A 16,269-nucleotide genomic window follows, 5' to 3' on the forward strand; every position below is an offset into this window, starting at 1 on the left:
CTTTCAGGCGATCGCTACCGCTGGTTGGTCGACGATGCCGTAGTCGGCGATATCACGGGTCCACCATGTATCGCGCGGCACTTCGATACCTTGCGCATTTGTGATCTTCGTCTTGACGGAGTTGGTGCCATATCCTCCGTCGGTTTGGATCAGTTCAATAGTGTCGCCATCAAAACTGGTCAGGGTAAGGGACAGTTTTTCGTGATAGGTGAACATTTGCTCCTCAAGGATGCCGATGGCGATGCGTTCGCCCATACGAAGGCTGTCGTAATAGTCAGAATAGTAATGCACCCCCGCGATGTTTCGACCAATGGAGATGTTCGCAGCGAGCTTGTCGAGCTCGTCCGACAGGCTGGCGTTTTTCCCATCTTGTCGTTTCGCCTTAACAAGCGTGTCTGCATCATCAGCTGCATATAAAGTTCCGCCGCCATTGATTTTTTCACCGAATCCCACGTTGGAATCGAAAAAGGCCTTCAGTACCGTTACACAGGCACCCGCAACAGTTGCGTGACCCGCACCATAGGCAGGGTGCATTGGCGATCCTTCAATGAAGGCCATTGGCAACAGAAAGTTCTTATCGTCCGAAATTGGCGCAGCCTTTCCTGCACCGTTCTTATGCAGGTTAAGCTGTTGTACCCAATCCAGAATTGACCCTTCCCGCGCGGTCCGTTTCTTCAGATCGAACCCCAGTTCTTTGAGCATGTTTTCCAGTTGCTCAATTGCGGCAGGATCCATTCCGCCCACGTGGCCTTCGGCCACTTGGGATATGCGCGCAGCAATCACTTCAGGCCGAGCGCGGCGATGGACCTGAAACTTGGTTCGCCGGGCGGCGCGCAGACCACGTGTCGCAACTTCCGTAACGAGGCTCAGAATATGGGGGCCGCCCCAGGTGGCAAAGGGCATGCTGTTGGAGGACCTTTGTTGAGCAATCGGGTTGTCGCCATCTGTACCAATTTTGCTATCCAGCATGATCAGACAGGCGTTCAAGTACGCTTGGTAAAGCGCGTCGAAATGAACGTAGCCGGCCAAATCGCGGGGCGTGTGAATGCGGCGCTTGATCTTGTGTGCGGGATGGTCAAAAAGTGTACCCTGCTGAACCTTGAGCCACTTCTCCCAGGTCGTCATGTAATCTTCGGACGCTTCCGGGATAAGTTGAGCTTGCTCAATGGTTTGCAAACCGTAACTGATTTTTCCATCCTTGGGGTCTCCACCCTTATTGTTGGCCTTTGTCAAATCATGCGTGCCGAGGAGCATGAACTGCGATATGTAAGGGCCCTGCTTTGCACCTGCGGTTGATCCGCGGAACAGCACATCAATTGTCAGCCCTTTTTCTGGTGTTTCCCACAGAGACGCACGCCGCCGTTGTTCATGTGCAGTCAGGGTATGACCTTTGTATCCGATAGGTTTTCCGGCGGGGTCAAACCAGCTGAGCTTTCGGAGCTCTGCGATCAAGTCACCAACGCTAACCTTCTTTGTGCCGGTCTTAATGTCCGGGATAATCTTCTGAGGATCGCATAGATCTTCGAAGGACATATCCCGCGTCAGGGCCATGGCGTAAACCGTTGCCATTTCAGCGCACAGCTCGCTGCGGCCCAGTTTAGGTGCCGGGGCCATCGCAACCGTATCGGAATCTACCCCGATATCGTTGAAGTAGACGCCTGCAAGCGGGCTTTCCCATTTGCGCGCTTTCTCACCCGCACTGATTGACAAGCCGCCCATGTTCACGTCGCCGGTAATGAGCGCTGAGCAAAACTTGGCATACTCTTCTTTTGTCGCGAGGCCGTACTTATCGTGCTTGAGCCCTTTCGTAAAACTTGCAGGCTGGCCGTGTGAGTAGAGTGTCTCGTCATTGTTGTTGATCGGTGTCAGCGTTGGAAGCATGTCAGAATAGCTGAGTGCGTTTTCACGGCGTTTTTTTGCCTCAGGACGGCGGGTCATTCCGCTTTGCAACGTAGGTTTGGTCATCGTGTTTCCCCTAAGTGTGATGAGCTTGCGCTGAGGATCAGCGCGTGCAGTTGTCGCGTTGAACGCAGTGGAGAAGTGCCACGAGAGAACCACGGCACAGCCCACGTTGTCTGTAGGTATGAGGAAGCTTGGAGTGCGTTATTCGAAGGTTATTCAAGCGTTAACGGTTCGTTAATTCGCACCATCTCAGCACAAAATTTGGCTGTGTTGGATCGCGTTCCTCCCCGCTGGACTGCGTGCGGCGGGGGAAGGTGGTGATGTCAGAAGTGCCGCCGCCGCTTGCGCATTCCAAGGCCTGCTTTGGCAATGTCGTAACTATCCGGATAGGGAATATGGCCTGCGCCGACTTTCAATGGGGCGGGGTCAAGATAGCCGTCTGGGCGACCTGATTTCTTGAAGGTGCGCGCGGCGGTTTGCAGCCACGGTTGCCCAACTTCTGTGCGTGGGTCCAGGAGGAGGCAATCTACCATCATGCGTGAGGCCAGGGCAGTTGCGACGCTGGTTCCATTCAGCGCCAATGCGGCACCGTCCCTTGGGCCAGCTCCCAGAACACCAAAATGCAAAACGCCATCTTCACAGGGCAACGCGACGTCCACATCGGATTGATTGTTGTAGTCGGGCGGACCTTTGTAACCGGTGGCAGAATATGGCGCCGGTTGCCCGTCTGATCCGCGATAGCCCCCAATCATCGACGCATAGGGGGTCGATGCAAGCGCATTGTGCGAACCGACCCGCGTGACCGGCCCGCTATCAAGTTTCTCAATGGGGTCACTATATGTGAAGCTATCCCGCACACGCCCGCCTTCGATAAAATCTTGGTAATCCGGGTGATCAAAATAAGCCCGACGTGCGTTTTGAGAGAACGGACTGTCAAAAAGATCGGCCTGGATATTCGCATCAAATCTTAGCGTATTCTTTAGACCTTTAAATTCAAACGTCCAACGCCCAGCCGGCGCAAGATCAACGTTGCACGCTTTTGAACCGTCAATGGCATCGGTTTTCATATCGTAGAATACGAGGGTAGGTGCCAGGGCCACAACCACGCGCAGCCGGACTCTGTCCTCCGCACGCAAACCCGATCTTCGAAGTGAATAATAGACCCTCCCAATCACAGACTTTCCGTCCGCGCTCGGGATATCTTTCATTTCTGGTGTCCGGTTTTTGGGTTTCGAAATCTCAATGGTATGCATCTGTCCGTTCGGCAGTTTGATTTCAAGTTTGGATTTCTTGAAATATTTGGACGTCCTGTTGAACGTTTCGGACCAGAACTCGATAAATGTCGAAGAATGATCATTTGGTTGTAAGACAACTTCGAAAGGCGTGTGCCCTTCTGGAGCAATCGTCTCGCGGGCTGAAATGCGTGAAAGATTAGAGTTCCCAGCCGGCATGTTGACGAAGGTTTTGACATCTCGACGTTTGCGATTGCCGGCCGCATTGGGCGTTTTGCCCTGGCAGTTTGTTCTGCTATCGTCATCTCCGTCATTGGCGCGCTTGCGAATTTCCTCCCGGATAGCCCGTTCCATATCCAGCGATCCATCTTTTGGTCCTGCTTCAAAACCAAACGAAAAGCTCACGACGATCGGGAACTGGTGGTCGCTATCAAAATTTTCACATCCCTCTTTGTGTTTGGCCTTGGAAATAGCATCTGCAATCCGCAAGATACGGATCAATCCAAGCACAGCGTGGTATTGCAAAAAATTGCCGCTATGGCCGTGGAAAAAGAGCGGCGGTAAGGCGACCGCAATCAAATGGCACCGGCTGTTTTCACCCGTCCGCATCGACCCAAAGCGCCCCGGATCAATGCCACCCGCAACATCAAGCATATGTGTGCCATGCGAGGCTAACATCTGAAGCTCTTTACTGCCTTCCCAGACTGGTTTGTCAGGATCGACCAACCCGAGAGCACGGTTAAATCCTTCCTGATCCAGAGGGTTGTCTAAGCAGCCGTCGCTGTGTTCTTTTAACTTTTCCTCAATCTCAGTGGTAGACAATTCCCGCCCAAATGGTAGATGAGGCGCGCCCGCTTGTTCTGAAGGAGCACCTTGCAGCCAAGCTGAAAGGAAACGAGTTGAGCCGTCCTTAAACCTGAACCGCCGATGCCCCAGTGCAAAGTTTGTATCAATTACGCCTAGGATGACATCATTTGCTTCAACATGCGAATAGTCGGCCGCTGTTGCGGCCCAATTTTGCCACTTCGTTGGGCAAAATTTAAAGTTCTTCGCCTTTTTGGGCAGTGGCACTTGAAAGATTGAGCTACCTCGTCGGTTTCTGAGACCAAAAACATCGCCTCTCAATTTTTGAAAATTAAACTCCCCGGCTTCTCCGGTTTTTCGACTACCTTCCGCTTTGCTCCACCAATCCACGTATGGATCGGTAACGGCGACCTCTGGAAAGGTATCTGATGATGTACTTTCCTTGGCCATCTTACCATTCTTCCTGCGCTGCGTCCCAAAGGTGACGTGCGATTGGTAGAGGCTCTATTCCAGAAACTGTTTTTGTCGAAGCTGTTACTGATTTCAGTTCGGAAAAGCTGCTGAGTAAGAAATCGCCAGCTTTGGTTTGCTTCTCACAGAGTTTCTGTGAGGTGATGCTTTGAACGCGAATTTTACGCGGAGCGTTCGGATCTGTTTCTGTGCTCAATCTGGTGGCATCTGCGCCCAGCTTGTAGATAAGATCTCCAAGAAGGACGCCAATGTAGGCACCTGCCTGACAATCAATAGGGAAATGAACACCTGCAACGACCCGGTTTGTCGAAATCCGGTGCGCCAAAAGAAACGGCAACTTTATGTCTTTGGAAGCAAAAGAGACCTCTTCAATTTTATCAGTGTTGTTCAGCGTCATGAAATGGTTCAACACGGTGGCCACGGCAAACGCTTCGATGGAATGCCCCGCAGGAAAGGACGAATGATCCGGTGTCTGGATGATCGGTTGTACCTCTGTGGCGTAATCAACTGGCCGCTTCTGACGAAGGTGATACTTCATCAACGAAGCCACATGAATCGCAACGGATAGAGCAACCGAAAGATAAAGGAGCGTCTTACTGCGACGGCCATTGTCGAGGTATGCATGGGCCCCAAAAAATGACAACATATCGCCCAGCTGAACTTGGATCTCGGCCATGCGATCTGCGCGCAGGTCAGCATAGGCGCGTACCCATTGAAGTTGATCGACAAAGTGTTGTGCACCCGGCCGTTCAAGTTGAACTAAACTTTGGGCTGTGGGAGTTCCAGCCAGATCATGCATATAAATCAGATTGGCTTTGCCCTGCGCGATTGTAGCGTCTGTTTCCTTGACCCCAAGCACGGCCAGTCTGCTGCGAAGTTCACAATCAAGCAGCATGGCCTGCGTCGGCACGCGTATTTGCTCAAGGTAATTTTCGTCCGTCTCAAACGCATTTACCGCGTTTGTAGGAGTGCCCGGCCAGTAATTGATTAACCCGTCCCGAGTGGTGTTCAGCGCCGTGCTCAAAAACGGCGAGGCAGGTGAACCAGCGTGCCGACTCATGAAAACTTCACCAAAAGGTCCTACATCACTAGCTGTACCTGCACCGGGTCCCGTTCCCGGCCCTGGTCCTGTGCCAGGACCTGTCCCCGGCCCTGTGCCTGGTCCCGTGCCGGGCCCTGTTGAAATAGCCATTTGTTATCCTCCCCTTATTACACGTCCAAAGCGAAAGCTGTGAAATCATGGGAGTCAATGCTTCTTCCCTTGCGCCAACTAACTTTTAACGCATTAATAACGGTGTTGGATATTGGGAGCCAAATTCTCTACACTATTTGAGCAAGTTTTGAGGATGAACAGTATTGAAGATAGTTGCTTATTTGAGTGGTCCGTTTCGGTTGGAGACAGATTCCGGCGATGATTTGACGCCTATGTCCGCGAAGGTTTGCGGCCTTGTGCTATTGCTTTTGACGTCCCCAAATGGAAGCCGCGAACGCGCTTGGCTCCAAGACAAGCTCTGGAGCGACCGGGGTCAAGATCAAAGCGCTGGAAGTCTGCGCCAGGCGGTGTTCCAATTTAAGAAGGCTCTTGGCATCCATTCGGAATTATTGAAGTCAACGAAACGCAGAGTCTCGCTTGATCTGTCTGAGGTCTCGATAAGCGAAGATTGCTCCGGCGAATTTGCAGAGGGGATCGATGTTCGAGACGTGGAATTTGAGAGCTGGCTTACTGTCGAGCGATCCAATCGATCGGAGCTTAACAAGACGGACAGACCACCAAGAAAGTTGGACTACAAGCTTGCAGCGGTGCCTCCAACAGTAACACTGGCGATAGAGACGGCGGCGGCACCTAATGCTTTGGCTGGTTGGTTCACAGAAGTCATAGCGGATCATTGTTCAACGCTGCTCAACCAAGTTATCGGAGCCAATGTAATCGCGCCTAACGCTATTGCGCAAAGCGAGCCTGCATTTCAGCTGACGCTTAGCGCGATCCAAGGCGAAAATGAATGGATCTTTTTGCGTGCCCGACTAAGCGAAGCGCCCCTTAATATACAGATATGGTCTGGGCATCGAGTTATAAAATCACTTCAAATATCACCTGAGCAGGACGACGATGTCCTGCAGATGATTTTCGAGATTTGTGAAACGATCCGTGAAAAGTACAGTAGACGCCCAATCCTTTCCAGCAATGATCCGCCACTGCTGAACGCGCAGGCGATTACAAACATGTTCACCATGACTGAACAAGGTGCAGGAGCCGCGGACCTTCTGCTCATAAACGCCCATGACAGCGCCCCGCATGCGACCCATCTTGCCTGGCGCGCTCAGATTCGAGTGATCCAGTATTTTGAAAAGTATAGGGGAAAGGATGTAAGCCTTTTGGAAGAGAGCCGTACCCTTTCTACTCAGGCGTTAGAGAAAGAACCGAATAATTCCACGGTGCTGGCTCTAGCTGCCAATACGATGAATTACTTGGAAGGACGTCTAGAAGACGCTTTGGCGCTAGCGACTCGAGCCGTCGAACTAAATTCCGGAAATCCGTTTGCATGGTGGACGTTGGCCGCTGCTCAACTTAGCAACGATGATCTGCGTCTGGCCTACGAATCTTCTCTGAAATCAAGACATTTGCTGCGAGGATCGACTCTTGAATTTCTTCCAGAAAGTATTCTTGGAGGTGCGGCGCTTGCGATGGGCAAAGAGGCAGAAGCATTGCATCATTTCGAACGTTCACTGTCTTTCAGACCCTCGTTCAAACCGTCCTTGCGTTACGCCCTAGGCTTGAATGTAAAACAAGGAAACGTTGCCCGTGCACGCGCACTCGCGAAAGATTTGGGCAATCAAGAAACCGGGTTCAAACCAGATCAGTTGATGGAAGACGGAAAGTATCCGACATCATTGTTTAGGCGGGATAACAATATTGATTTTAGAGCTCTTCGAGACCTCATTGAGTAGAAATTGGTACATTTCACTACAATATGATTGACGCACAACTTGAACTTCGTGAATGTTCCATCCCAAGATTAGTAACGATAACTAGGAATTATCGTCTCCAGATAGTAATGTGCGCTGGCAAGCTTCCGTGTAGCGTCGACATTATGCCAAAGTGACAGATCCAAATTCTAAAATTGCCGACTTTGTTATTTACTCGACGCCGGCACGTGCAAGGATTGTTTGGGCAAACCGCCGGACCTTTACATCTGAGATTCGACTGAAGTTCTCCGACAAAAAGTGTTGGAATTCGTCGGTCGACTCGAATTTTTCTTTGTAAAAAAGTGCTTGAAAAATCGCGTCAAGTTTATCGAACGCAACAGCTAGCCTGGCCTCTTGGGAAGTCCCCTCAGAAAAGTCCTCGAACCTCTCACCAAATGTCCTGAGATTTGAATAGTCGCCATAGACCCTCATTGCATCAATGAGTGCAATAGCATGTTTCTCTTCCTCTCTTTTGGTCTGATCACTTGGATGAAAGTCACCGACAAAAGCCTCGCCAATGTCATGTGTTAGCAAAAGGTCCTTCACCCTGTAATGTTCTTGAAGCGTCATATGTGGGTAAAGGTCTGGAAGTAGTATATCCGCGAGGATGAGTGAACCCAGAACATGACTACCAACCGTCTCAACACCTTCGACCTCTGTTCCAAATCCGCGAGATACCCAGCCAAACCGTGGAATAGTCTTAATCTTGTAAAGGTTCTCAATGACATCAACTAAGTCATAGCGATCAAACTGCAGGGCATGCTCAAGCACATGGAGGAAGCCTGTCAACTGTTCGCCAATATCGATCAGAAAGTTCTTAAGCTGTTGTAAGATTTCACTAGCTTCCGAAACCTCCCACTCAGAAAGCAAACCTTGCTCGTGTTTGCTCTTTAGGATGCAAAAGTATGTCAGGATGTGAATTTTGTGAACTTGAGAGAAAGTCTTTTGAGTGATGGCCGCACGAATTCTGTGTTGAAGGACTCCACGTGTTCTCTTCCAGGCCTCAGAGGTTTCATCGAGCTCTAATCTAACGCTAATGCTAGCTGACCCAAATGACCGGGCCGGATGATCGCCATAATATTCTAGGTGAAACGTGCGATTAAGACTTTCTTCGACAGGGTCGTTGATGACCCGCCTGATGTACTCAGAAGTCAAATCGGCATCACCAGAGTAGGCTGCGCTGATAAAATGGGTTCGTGTGGCGAGGCGTAAGAACTTATCTTCGTTGCTTACAGCAGAAATTGTGCGCACGTCTTTTGCTGATGTTTCAGATAAGTCGTTCTCGAGCAAGAAATCAGTAAGCTTGAATATGTCTTTTGCTATGGATTTCCCATTGGGAGATACAGCACGACCTGCCAGATACAACGCGAAAGATAGGCTTGGCCCCTTGAGTTTGTCGCAAATAGATACCGCGGACCTTAGTAGTCTCTCTTCTAATTCTTCGTTGTGAAGTAGGTCCTTGATGCTAGAAGTTACATCACAACCAAAAACGATCGAATAAAAATCCTCATGGTCAATCTCAAGGCTCTTGAATAATTGGTGACTACCATCCGGTGGAAACTCCATAAGGTGCGCCACGGCGTTCGCAATGAAGCTTGTTTGTACAAGCTTCGGAAACTGAGCAAAGTTATCATCGAAATAATCTCTATGCCATTCTCTATCTTTGGAGACACCTTTTCTCCGAAGCTCAGGAATATGCACTCGAAGAGCTTCGACACAAATATCATCAAAACTGATTCCTGATTTTACTTTCTCCTCTCGGCGCTTCAGCTCATCTCGCATTGCATGTAAGATGAATTCAGTGCTTGAACGGCTCTGCTCAAACAACCGCTTGCCCCGATTCTCTAAGAGCAAAGACACAACAAAAGCGTTTAGATATGGAAATCCGAGCTTTAGTGCTATTCCATATATATCTTCTGCAGTTGTGCTCTGATCTAAGTCCTGACCAGTTTCAAGCATTCCACGTATCACCGGTAAAGCTTTGCTGCGATCAAAAATGTTCGTGTTCTTTAGTCTAAACTCTGCCTCGTAGCGCTTCTTGTAGAGATATAGCCCGTCTTTATCGCCGTTCTTCGATTTGGAAGTTTCATAGTGGTCAAAACCAAAGGCCAAGACCGCTTTGCCATTCATCCTATCTAAGACACTTAATAGAGCCTCTACGATCGGCTCCTCTCTTGGATGGCCGAAAAGTTCATCGAACAATACTATCAGTCGAGCGTCGCTGTCTTTGTAACTCTGAAGGGCTTTCTCAAAGAAGTCCAAAATTGCAATATCTGCCTGTCTTTCAGGCATTTGCTCGAAAACAATTCTTGAGTTGATATAGATAGATTTATGCGCATCGTCTGCGATGTTGAGCTCATCTTCAACAAAGCGAAGCATGGAACTCTTGCCACAACCACCTGCTCCCTCAACTAGGAAAAGAGAGCCATTAGGTGCACTTCGTAGTTCTTCGATGAGCTCTTCGTAGGTGACAGGAGCCTGATCAGCATTGTTCTTTTTTCTCAAATTTGAAAATCTACTGTTTTTTGCATCTGAAAGCGAAGATCTATCAATATTTTGACCCGGATAGCCATCGGCGTAATGGCTGCTGGACAAATTAAGTTGTTCAGTGCTGGGCTCCAGGCTTTGAGGAGGATCCTGTTTTGCACTAGGGGCCTCCTTAGTGTCCTGGAATTCATACTGATGTTCTATGAACTTTTGAAGTATCGAGACAATGTTGTTCATTGCCCATTGCCGGAAAGCGCCGCTCCCGACCGCGTCAAATTCCTTTTTTCTTTGGTCACCAGTGTCACTGACCGATCGTATTGCGATAAAATCGGGTCGAGTGCGTCGGTTCATGTTTTCGATAGCGTCGCCGACGTAGCCGCTCTCCATGTCGATCGCTAGCACATTCTTGTCCGTTCCCTTGAGGAACAACTTGAAGCTCTCTGCTTTCCCGACGAGCGGACCGACGGCGAAAGGACCGACAACAGCGTTTGGTGACTGTGATACCTCTCCTTCCGTTATCCAAGCTTTGGTTTTTTCTATGTCCGATTCCGTCAAGTGAAACCCGTGGATCGAACAAAAATCCAAGAAAGTTGGGAAGCCGACTTTGCTAAGAAACTGTGGTTCAGAAATAGAATTTCGGAGTTCTCGTTCAATAGGTATCGCGGAGCCACCCGCTTGCAATACATAACCTTTGCCTGACTGGACAGCGGCTCCACGTTCAGCATAAAGATTAATGTGGCTTGGAATAACGAGATCACCAAGCTTCGCATCGGTGTTCAGCCTGCCGGAAATACCGGCATTGATGACAATTCGTGGCCCATGTTGGCGGCAAGCTTCAATTGTCGCATCTCTGATTTTGCTACCCATATCATTTACAAGTACGACCACACCGTTCCGGCTTACGTTGTGTTTGTCAAAAAACGAAAACCGATACTGGCTAAACGGACCGAGCTCTTCTTTTTCACCAAGCTCATAGAAATCATATTTTTGGAAAGTATCAAACTCCTCTGAAAGAGCTACTAAAATCACCACATCTACGCCAGTCATTCAGGAATCCCTTGATTTGAAACGCCTTAAGACTATCGAACTCCGTCGCTTTAACAATGCGCAACCGATAAAAATCTGCCGCCGCCGAACCTGTGGTCCATGAGAACGTCGGAGCCATCTGCTTCCAACTCCTAGTTTGACGGAGTCCGAGCATCAGCAGTCATTTTATAGAGTTTCGGATCAATTTTTTGGGGATTCATATGTTGGTCGGTGACATTTTTCAGGGGTATCCCGGCCGCCGGCAAGGAACGCACTGATAATTCTCGGTTATCGTTACTCCAAGCCGCTTGTCCGTAGAATGGGCAAGGCGGTAACGATGATAGGCCCCAACTAAATCTCCAAAAGGGACATTTCGGTTGACCGTGCTTCTGCCAAGGTGTGCGGACTTCTTTGCCCTTCGGATGTTATGGTTAGATGTCGGCATTTACTGCAATGTCGACATCCCGGCTCACGGCTTCGATTAGTTTCCGTAGCCAACGGTGCGCGGGGTCACTATCATTACGTCCGTGCCAGAGCATGGTTTCCCTATATCCAGCAACGTCAATCGGTACCGGAAAGCTGCGCACGCATTTCCACGCGATCAGGCGCGCGACGCGGGTCGGCATCGTGGCCAGCATATCCGTTTGCGCGATCAGTTCGGGCACCACTAGATTGTAGGGCAGGCTTATAGCAACCTGCCGCTTCAATCCGTAATCTGCTAATAGGCGATCCATGAAACCACGCGTGTCGCCGGCCATAGTGACGAGGATGTGCGGATATTTCATGAACTGTCCGAGAGTCAAATCGTCGCGGATTTCTGGGTGGTTTTCGGAAGCGAGGCAGATATAATTTTCTTTAAACAGATCCAGCCGTTGGATGGCTGCAGGCGCGTCAGGTAGGATCGTCAACGCGATATCGAGGTCTCCCTTTTCCAGAGCTTCCGCGACAGTAAGGCGATTTTCAAAGCGGATCACAAGCGTCACTCGTGGTGCAATTTTACGCAGCCGTTGCATTAAAGGCGGTAGTAACGTCACCGCGATGTGATCTGTTGCTGAAATCCGAAACGTTCGGTGAGACGTTTCTGGCTGAAAAGCCCGGTGGCCTCCAAGAGCTGTTTCAAGCCCAGCGAGTGCAGATCGCACTGGCTCCGCAAGATCAAGCGCTTTCTCGGTGGGTTTCAGCCCTTCCTTTGTGCGCAGAAAGAGCTCATCACGCATCAAGAGGCGTAGGTTGGCCAACCGCTTACTCATCCCGGGTTGGCTAATACCGAGACGTTTTGCTGCTTCGCCGACGCTGCGTTCAGCCATGATGGCGTCGAAAGCTACAAGCAGATTAAGATCAACAGAGGCAAGGTTCATAGGGGAACAGATAACCAAAAGATATCCAATGACTAGTGTTATTCCTGAATCGTATTTGACTATGCTGTATTTCGATTTGAGATTATCCGTTCTGCATCAATCTCCTAGGGTAGTCCAATTTTTCTTCCCGAAAGGAGATACATATGCGAAACGCTCTTGCCGCTGTCATCAGCTTAGTTCTGTTGTCGTCGCCGGCTGTCGCGGAACCGGCGGCCCGATATGTCCTTGGCTTGTCAGACCTTGATATGGCCGGTACGGCTTACGAGGACGGTCAACTTGGAGTCCCGCTGGACGCCAAAGACACACTTTTGGTGTTCGATACATCCCAGCCAGACAGGCCGCTAGGCCTGATAGACGCCCCCAATTCCGTGTTTAGCCCACCTGAGGTGATGGATATTTCTCCCGATGGTACACGCGCTGTCGTGGTCGAGACACTTCAACAGCGCCGAGATGGCCAGACGAAGCTCGCCGAGTTGGAAGAAAACCCGGGCACTGCCCTACGGCTTTACGATTTGTCTGATCCTGCCCAACTCAAGCTGATTGCTGAAACCGAGGTTCCGGCGCGTCCTCAAGCCGTGAGCTTCAATGCTGCTGGCGACATGGTTGCAGTTGTGGGGTTGACGTCGGACAATGGGCTAACTCTTGTAGAGGTTGACGAGGGATTTGGTACCCCGCAAACATTTAGCCTCAATCTCACAGATCGCGGTGATATTCCTTTCGATCTCGCTCACAATGTACAGTTCCATCCCACCGAAGACATCTTAGCCGTGAACCTGACGTTGCGGAACCAGGTAGTATTCTACCGGGTCGGCCGTGACGATGCGGGTGGGCCCAATGGTATTACGCAATGGGGCAATCTCGTCGCGACCAACAAATTTCCGATGGGTGGACTCTTCACGCCTAATGGGCGGCACTACATCACCAGTGACCTCATGTGGGGTGCGGACGTGCAGCGGTTCTATGGGATTGTCGGACAGGGAACCCTCACCTCAATCCGAGTGGCCGAGCCGGACGCCGCTGAACCAGCCCACTTTATTCAAGGCATTCAAACTGGCGGCTTTCAGGCTGAAACGCTGGCGATCAGTCCGGACGGCTCTATGATCGCAACCAGCAACCTGCGGACGACGGGCCTGCCACAGGACAATGCGCTATTTGATGCCGCGGCATCGGTATCCCTCTATGCACTTGACGCTGAGACCGGGGGGATGACCTTGATTGAAGAAGAGTTTTTCGACGCGCATCTGCCACAAGGACTGGCCTTCGATCCCGGAGGAGACCACCTCTACGTTGGCGTGAACGAGTACTTCGATGCCACTGACCCTGTGACCCGCGCCGGGATCGAGCTTTGGGAAGTCTCGACTGAGGGTTTGGACCGCACATCAATTCGGATGCCGGCGCCAAGAGGTGTCCACGTTGTGCGCGTGATCGAATAAGGAAGCGCCACGTGTAAAGAAACAAAGTACCATCCTACGAGTGGCAGCTAAGAACTGTTAGGTTGCCATTCGGAGTGTCTTGGCAAAATTGGTGTGGGCAATGGACTATGGTTAGGGGGTTGCGGTTGTTTAACTCGATCCACTTCCCGATACCGACCTTGGCCACCAAACCTGATCTCTAGGCGCGCAAATCCGACCTTTTAAGCGAAGGTTATTTGGAAAGCGACTGCACATAAAGCAGCCTCGTAGTGAGGAGAATACCAAGAGCAGCGACAACGGCACCGGCAACGCCGACACTCCCAAGTCCGAAAGTAACCGTTGCTAAGCCACCAATGGCGGTACCAACCCCCTGTCCTAGAAAGATCATTGAGCCGTTGAGCGCAAAGGCGAGGGTGGCTGCGGGTCCAGCGGCATGGGCAAGCTGCATCTGAATGACAGGCGCGCATGCAAAAAGACAGATAGCACCTACCCCGATTGCAAAAGTAGTCAGAACTATGCCGATGAACCCAATGGCACTCAGTTGAACAGCATAAGAGTACAACAACTGTGTTGCGAGGATTCCCAATAGAAGAATGGTCAGTGGGCGATCAACTGCTCGCGCCAAAGCTGCTCCGATCGCCAACCCGGCAACTGAGCCGATCCCGATGAGCGCCTGCATCCACGCTATTGAAGCACCGGTCAACCCTGTTGCTACCGTAACTGTAGGCCCGACCAGGCCAATTGTTGAAAACGTCGCCGTGAATGCGGCCAACGTCACTCCCATCAAACCGGTCAACGGCCAACGTAGCACAGACTTGATCGCACCCTTAGGAAGGTCTGCCGACGTCTGTACTGTTGGGACTGTAAAGTAGATTAAGATCGCAACCACACTACAGAGAACGGTTGAAAACATGAAAGATGCCGCCCATCCAAAGGTTGCACCGATGAGTGAGCCAATTGGGATGCCAAAAAGAAAAGCGAGCGAATTCCCCGCTAAAATCGCTGCAAATGCTATTACTCGTTTGTCAGGTGGAACTAACATTGCCGCCATCGATGACGCTACAGGGAGGGTCAGCGCCCCGACAAAACCTGCGGCGATACGCACGATTAATAGAGTGCCGAAATCTGGTGCAAGGGCCGAAGCGGCATTGATGCTAGCCAGTAATACTAGAACGATCAGTAAGAGCCTGCGGCGATCCACACCTGTTGTTAGTAGAGCTAGGAGCGGCCCGCCGATGGCGCAAGCTATTGTGAAAGCCGTTTGCAATTGGGCAGTAGCTGCAACTGAAACGCCAAGGTCCTGAGACATAGGCTCCAATATCCCTGCAAAGACATATGCGCCGGTAGCAAAGGCAAACGGTGCAAGCATTAAAACCACTACATGGCGCACCTGTGATGCTCCTTCAATGATGCCCCGATCACAAGGGGGAGTAACCCGGAAGATTTATAGCTTTGGTCGCACTTGTTGATGGCAAGCGAGAAAATACGCCCTTGGTGGCCGGATAGTTTGTGCGTTTAGGGCTCTTCACAGGGTTTTGCGGCCAAGGTGTGCAATTTACGTTCATGCCCGTTCAGCATTGGCAAAGTGTCCGGCATCTTGACGCTGAATTTCAAAAGCTCGCCAGGTCATAATATGGATAAGAATGCCGAACGGAGGTCCAAGAAAGAGAGGAATGGCGGTTACAGCGAACGTCATGTCCTGTCCACCAACACCGAATGACCATATCGCTGCAGAGAGGGGGGCCACAATCAGATCAGCGATACCAAAAACTGTCCAACCGTAAAAAACCCAACGCCATTTCTGGGAGTCCTGTAGTATAGCCCAAGCGATAAACGGGGCGGCCATTCCAGTCATAACGTCACCCACTCCTGCTGGCCAAGAGAAACCCGGAGTCAGAATGCCACTGGTCATAAAGGGGTATAAAAATACTGCTCCTACTATTCTGTAAGTCTGAAGACCGACCATCCAATGAACAGGTACCCGAGCTAAAACGCCAGCGATGACTGGCAGAAAGCTCATGGCTGTACCTAGGAGAATTGGAAAAAGTGCAAAGGGCAGGAACCAAGTAAACTCTAATACCAGGGTCAGCGACGTTGTAAGTGCACCACCGCCCCATAGAACGAATATAGTTGGAAAAACCAAAAGTGCGCGTCTGTCGCCGTGAGAACCCGCATCTCTTACGGCCCAGCCTACGAACATCGACGTGGCCGAAACAACCAGCAATACAGTGCCAAGGATCACAAAAGTAACCCACCATGCTTGCGTAGTTGATAAGTATTCATTGATGAGCATTTTAGTTCTCCAAATTATGCAACGCCGAAAGAGCAGATGCTGTAAGTGATAGGCTATCACCTTTGAAAGACAAGAGTGATGTAACAAAAAAGGTCGAGTGAAGATGCCGAGGCAGGAAGATAGTAAGAGTGGCCAACCCCAATCGTCCGGATTGAGGGCTAAAGTCCTAGACTATGCGGTCGAACAAGTGCGCAGAGGGGGACTCGAAGCGCTTTCTGTAGCTGCAATTGCGCGCGCTCTAAAGGTCAGTACGGCCGCGCCTTACAAGCATTTCCCCAATAGAGCCGCGCTGGTGCACGCAGTTGGGGCGCATGGCATGC

The 16,269-nt window shown here is 50.7% G+C and carries 9 protein-coding genes and 1 pseudogene; 3 read left to right on the top strand and 7 right to left on the bottom strand.

The features are described from left to right. Positions 1–3 precede the first annotated feature (3 nt). The 3 genes from KIN_RS20220 to KIN_RS22305 all read right to left on the bottom strand — a co-directional run bounded on the left by KIN_RS20220 (position 4) and on the right by KIN_RS22305 (position 5,601). Positions 4–1,965: a vanadium-dependent haloperoxidase gene (locus KIN_RS20220; protein ID WP_159810564.1), complete on the bottom strand. Its 1,962-nt coding sequence runs from the start codon at positions 1,963–1,965 to the stop codon at positions 4–6. Positions 1,966–2,225: 260 nt separating this feature from the next. Then, positions 2,226–4,388 (bottom strand): S8/S53 family peptidase, encoded by a 2,163-nt coding sequence (locus KIN_RS20225; RefSeq protein WP_159810566.1) that lies wholly within the window; start codon positions 4,386–4,388, stop codon positions 2,226–2,228. A gap of 1 nt (position 4,389) precedes the next feature. Further along, a complete protein-coding gene (locus tag KIN_RS22305; protein WP_207710159.1) occupies positions 4,390–5,601 on the bottom strand; it encodes a phosphatase PAP2 family protein in 1,212 nt (403 codons plus the stop codon). A gap of 164 nt (positions 5,602–5,765) precedes the next feature. On the opposite strand from KIN_RS22305, the gene KIN_RS20240 reads away from it, so the two are divergent. Beyond that, a complete protein-coding gene (locus KIN_RS20240) occupies positions 5,766–7,355 on the top strand; it encodes a hypothetical protein (RefSeq protein WP_159810572.1) in 1,590 nt (529 codons plus the stop codon). Positions 7,356–7,544: 189 nt separating this feature from the next. Here KIN_RS20240 and KIN_RS20245 read toward each other — a convergent pair whose 3' ends face one another. Then, positions 7,545–10,907: an HD domain-containing protein gene (locus KIN_RS20245; RefSeq protein ID WP_159810574.1), complete on the bottom strand. Its 3,363-nt coding sequence runs from the start codon at positions 10,905–10,907 to the stop codon at positions 7,545–7,547. A gap of 410 nt (positions 10,908–11,317) precedes the next feature. Further along, positions 11,318–12,244 carry a LysR family transcriptional regulator gene (locus tag KIN_RS20250; protein WP_159810576.1) on the bottom strand — a complete coding sequence of 309 codons (927 nt, stop codon included), beginning with the start codon at positions 12,242–12,244 and terminating at the stop codon, positions 11,318–11,320. 143 nt (positions 12,245–12,387) lie between these two features. Between KIN_RS20250 and KIN_RS20255 the strand changes: the two genes are divergently transcribed. Continuing rightward, positions 12,388–13,677 carry a beta-propeller fold lactonase family protein gene (locus tag KIN_RS20255; RefSeq protein ID WP_159810578.1) on the top strand — a complete coding sequence of 430 codons (1,290 nt, stop codon included), beginning with the start codon at positions 12,388–12,390 and terminating at the stop codon, positions 13,675–13,677. A gap of 211 nt (positions 13,678–13,888) precedes the next feature. On the opposite strand, the gene KIN_RS20260 is transcribed toward KIN_RS20255, so the two are convergent. Continuing rightward, the gene (locus KIN_RS20260) at positions 13,889–15,046 is read right to left on the bottom strand and encodes an MFS transporter (RefSeq protein ID WP_159810580.1); all 1,158 of its coding nucleotides are present in this window, start codon (positions 15,044–15,046) and stop codon (positions 13,889–13,891) included. Positions 15,047–15,217: 171 nt separating this feature from the next. Further along, positions 15,218–15,949 carry a DUF8737 domain-containing protein gene (locus tag KIN_RS20265; RefSeq protein WP_159810582.1) on the bottom strand — a complete coding sequence of 244 codons (732 nt, stop codon included), beginning with the start codon at positions 15,947–15,949 and terminating at the stop codon, positions 15,218–15,220. 103 nt (positions 15,950–16,052) lie between these two features. Here KIN_RS20265 and KIN_RS22730 point away from each other — a divergent pair. After that, positions 16,053–16,241: pseudogene (locus tag KIN_RS22730) on the top strand (TetR/AcrR family transcriptional regulator); the annotation flags it as partial. Between the last annotated feature and the right edge of the window lie 28 nt (positions 16,242–16,269).

This window comes from Litoreibacter roseus (genome assembly GCF_009811795.1).
Taxonomy (GTDB): domain Bacteria; phylum Pseudomonadota; class Alphaproteobacteria; order Rhodobacterales; family Rhodobacteraceae; genus Litoreibacter; species Litoreibacter roseus.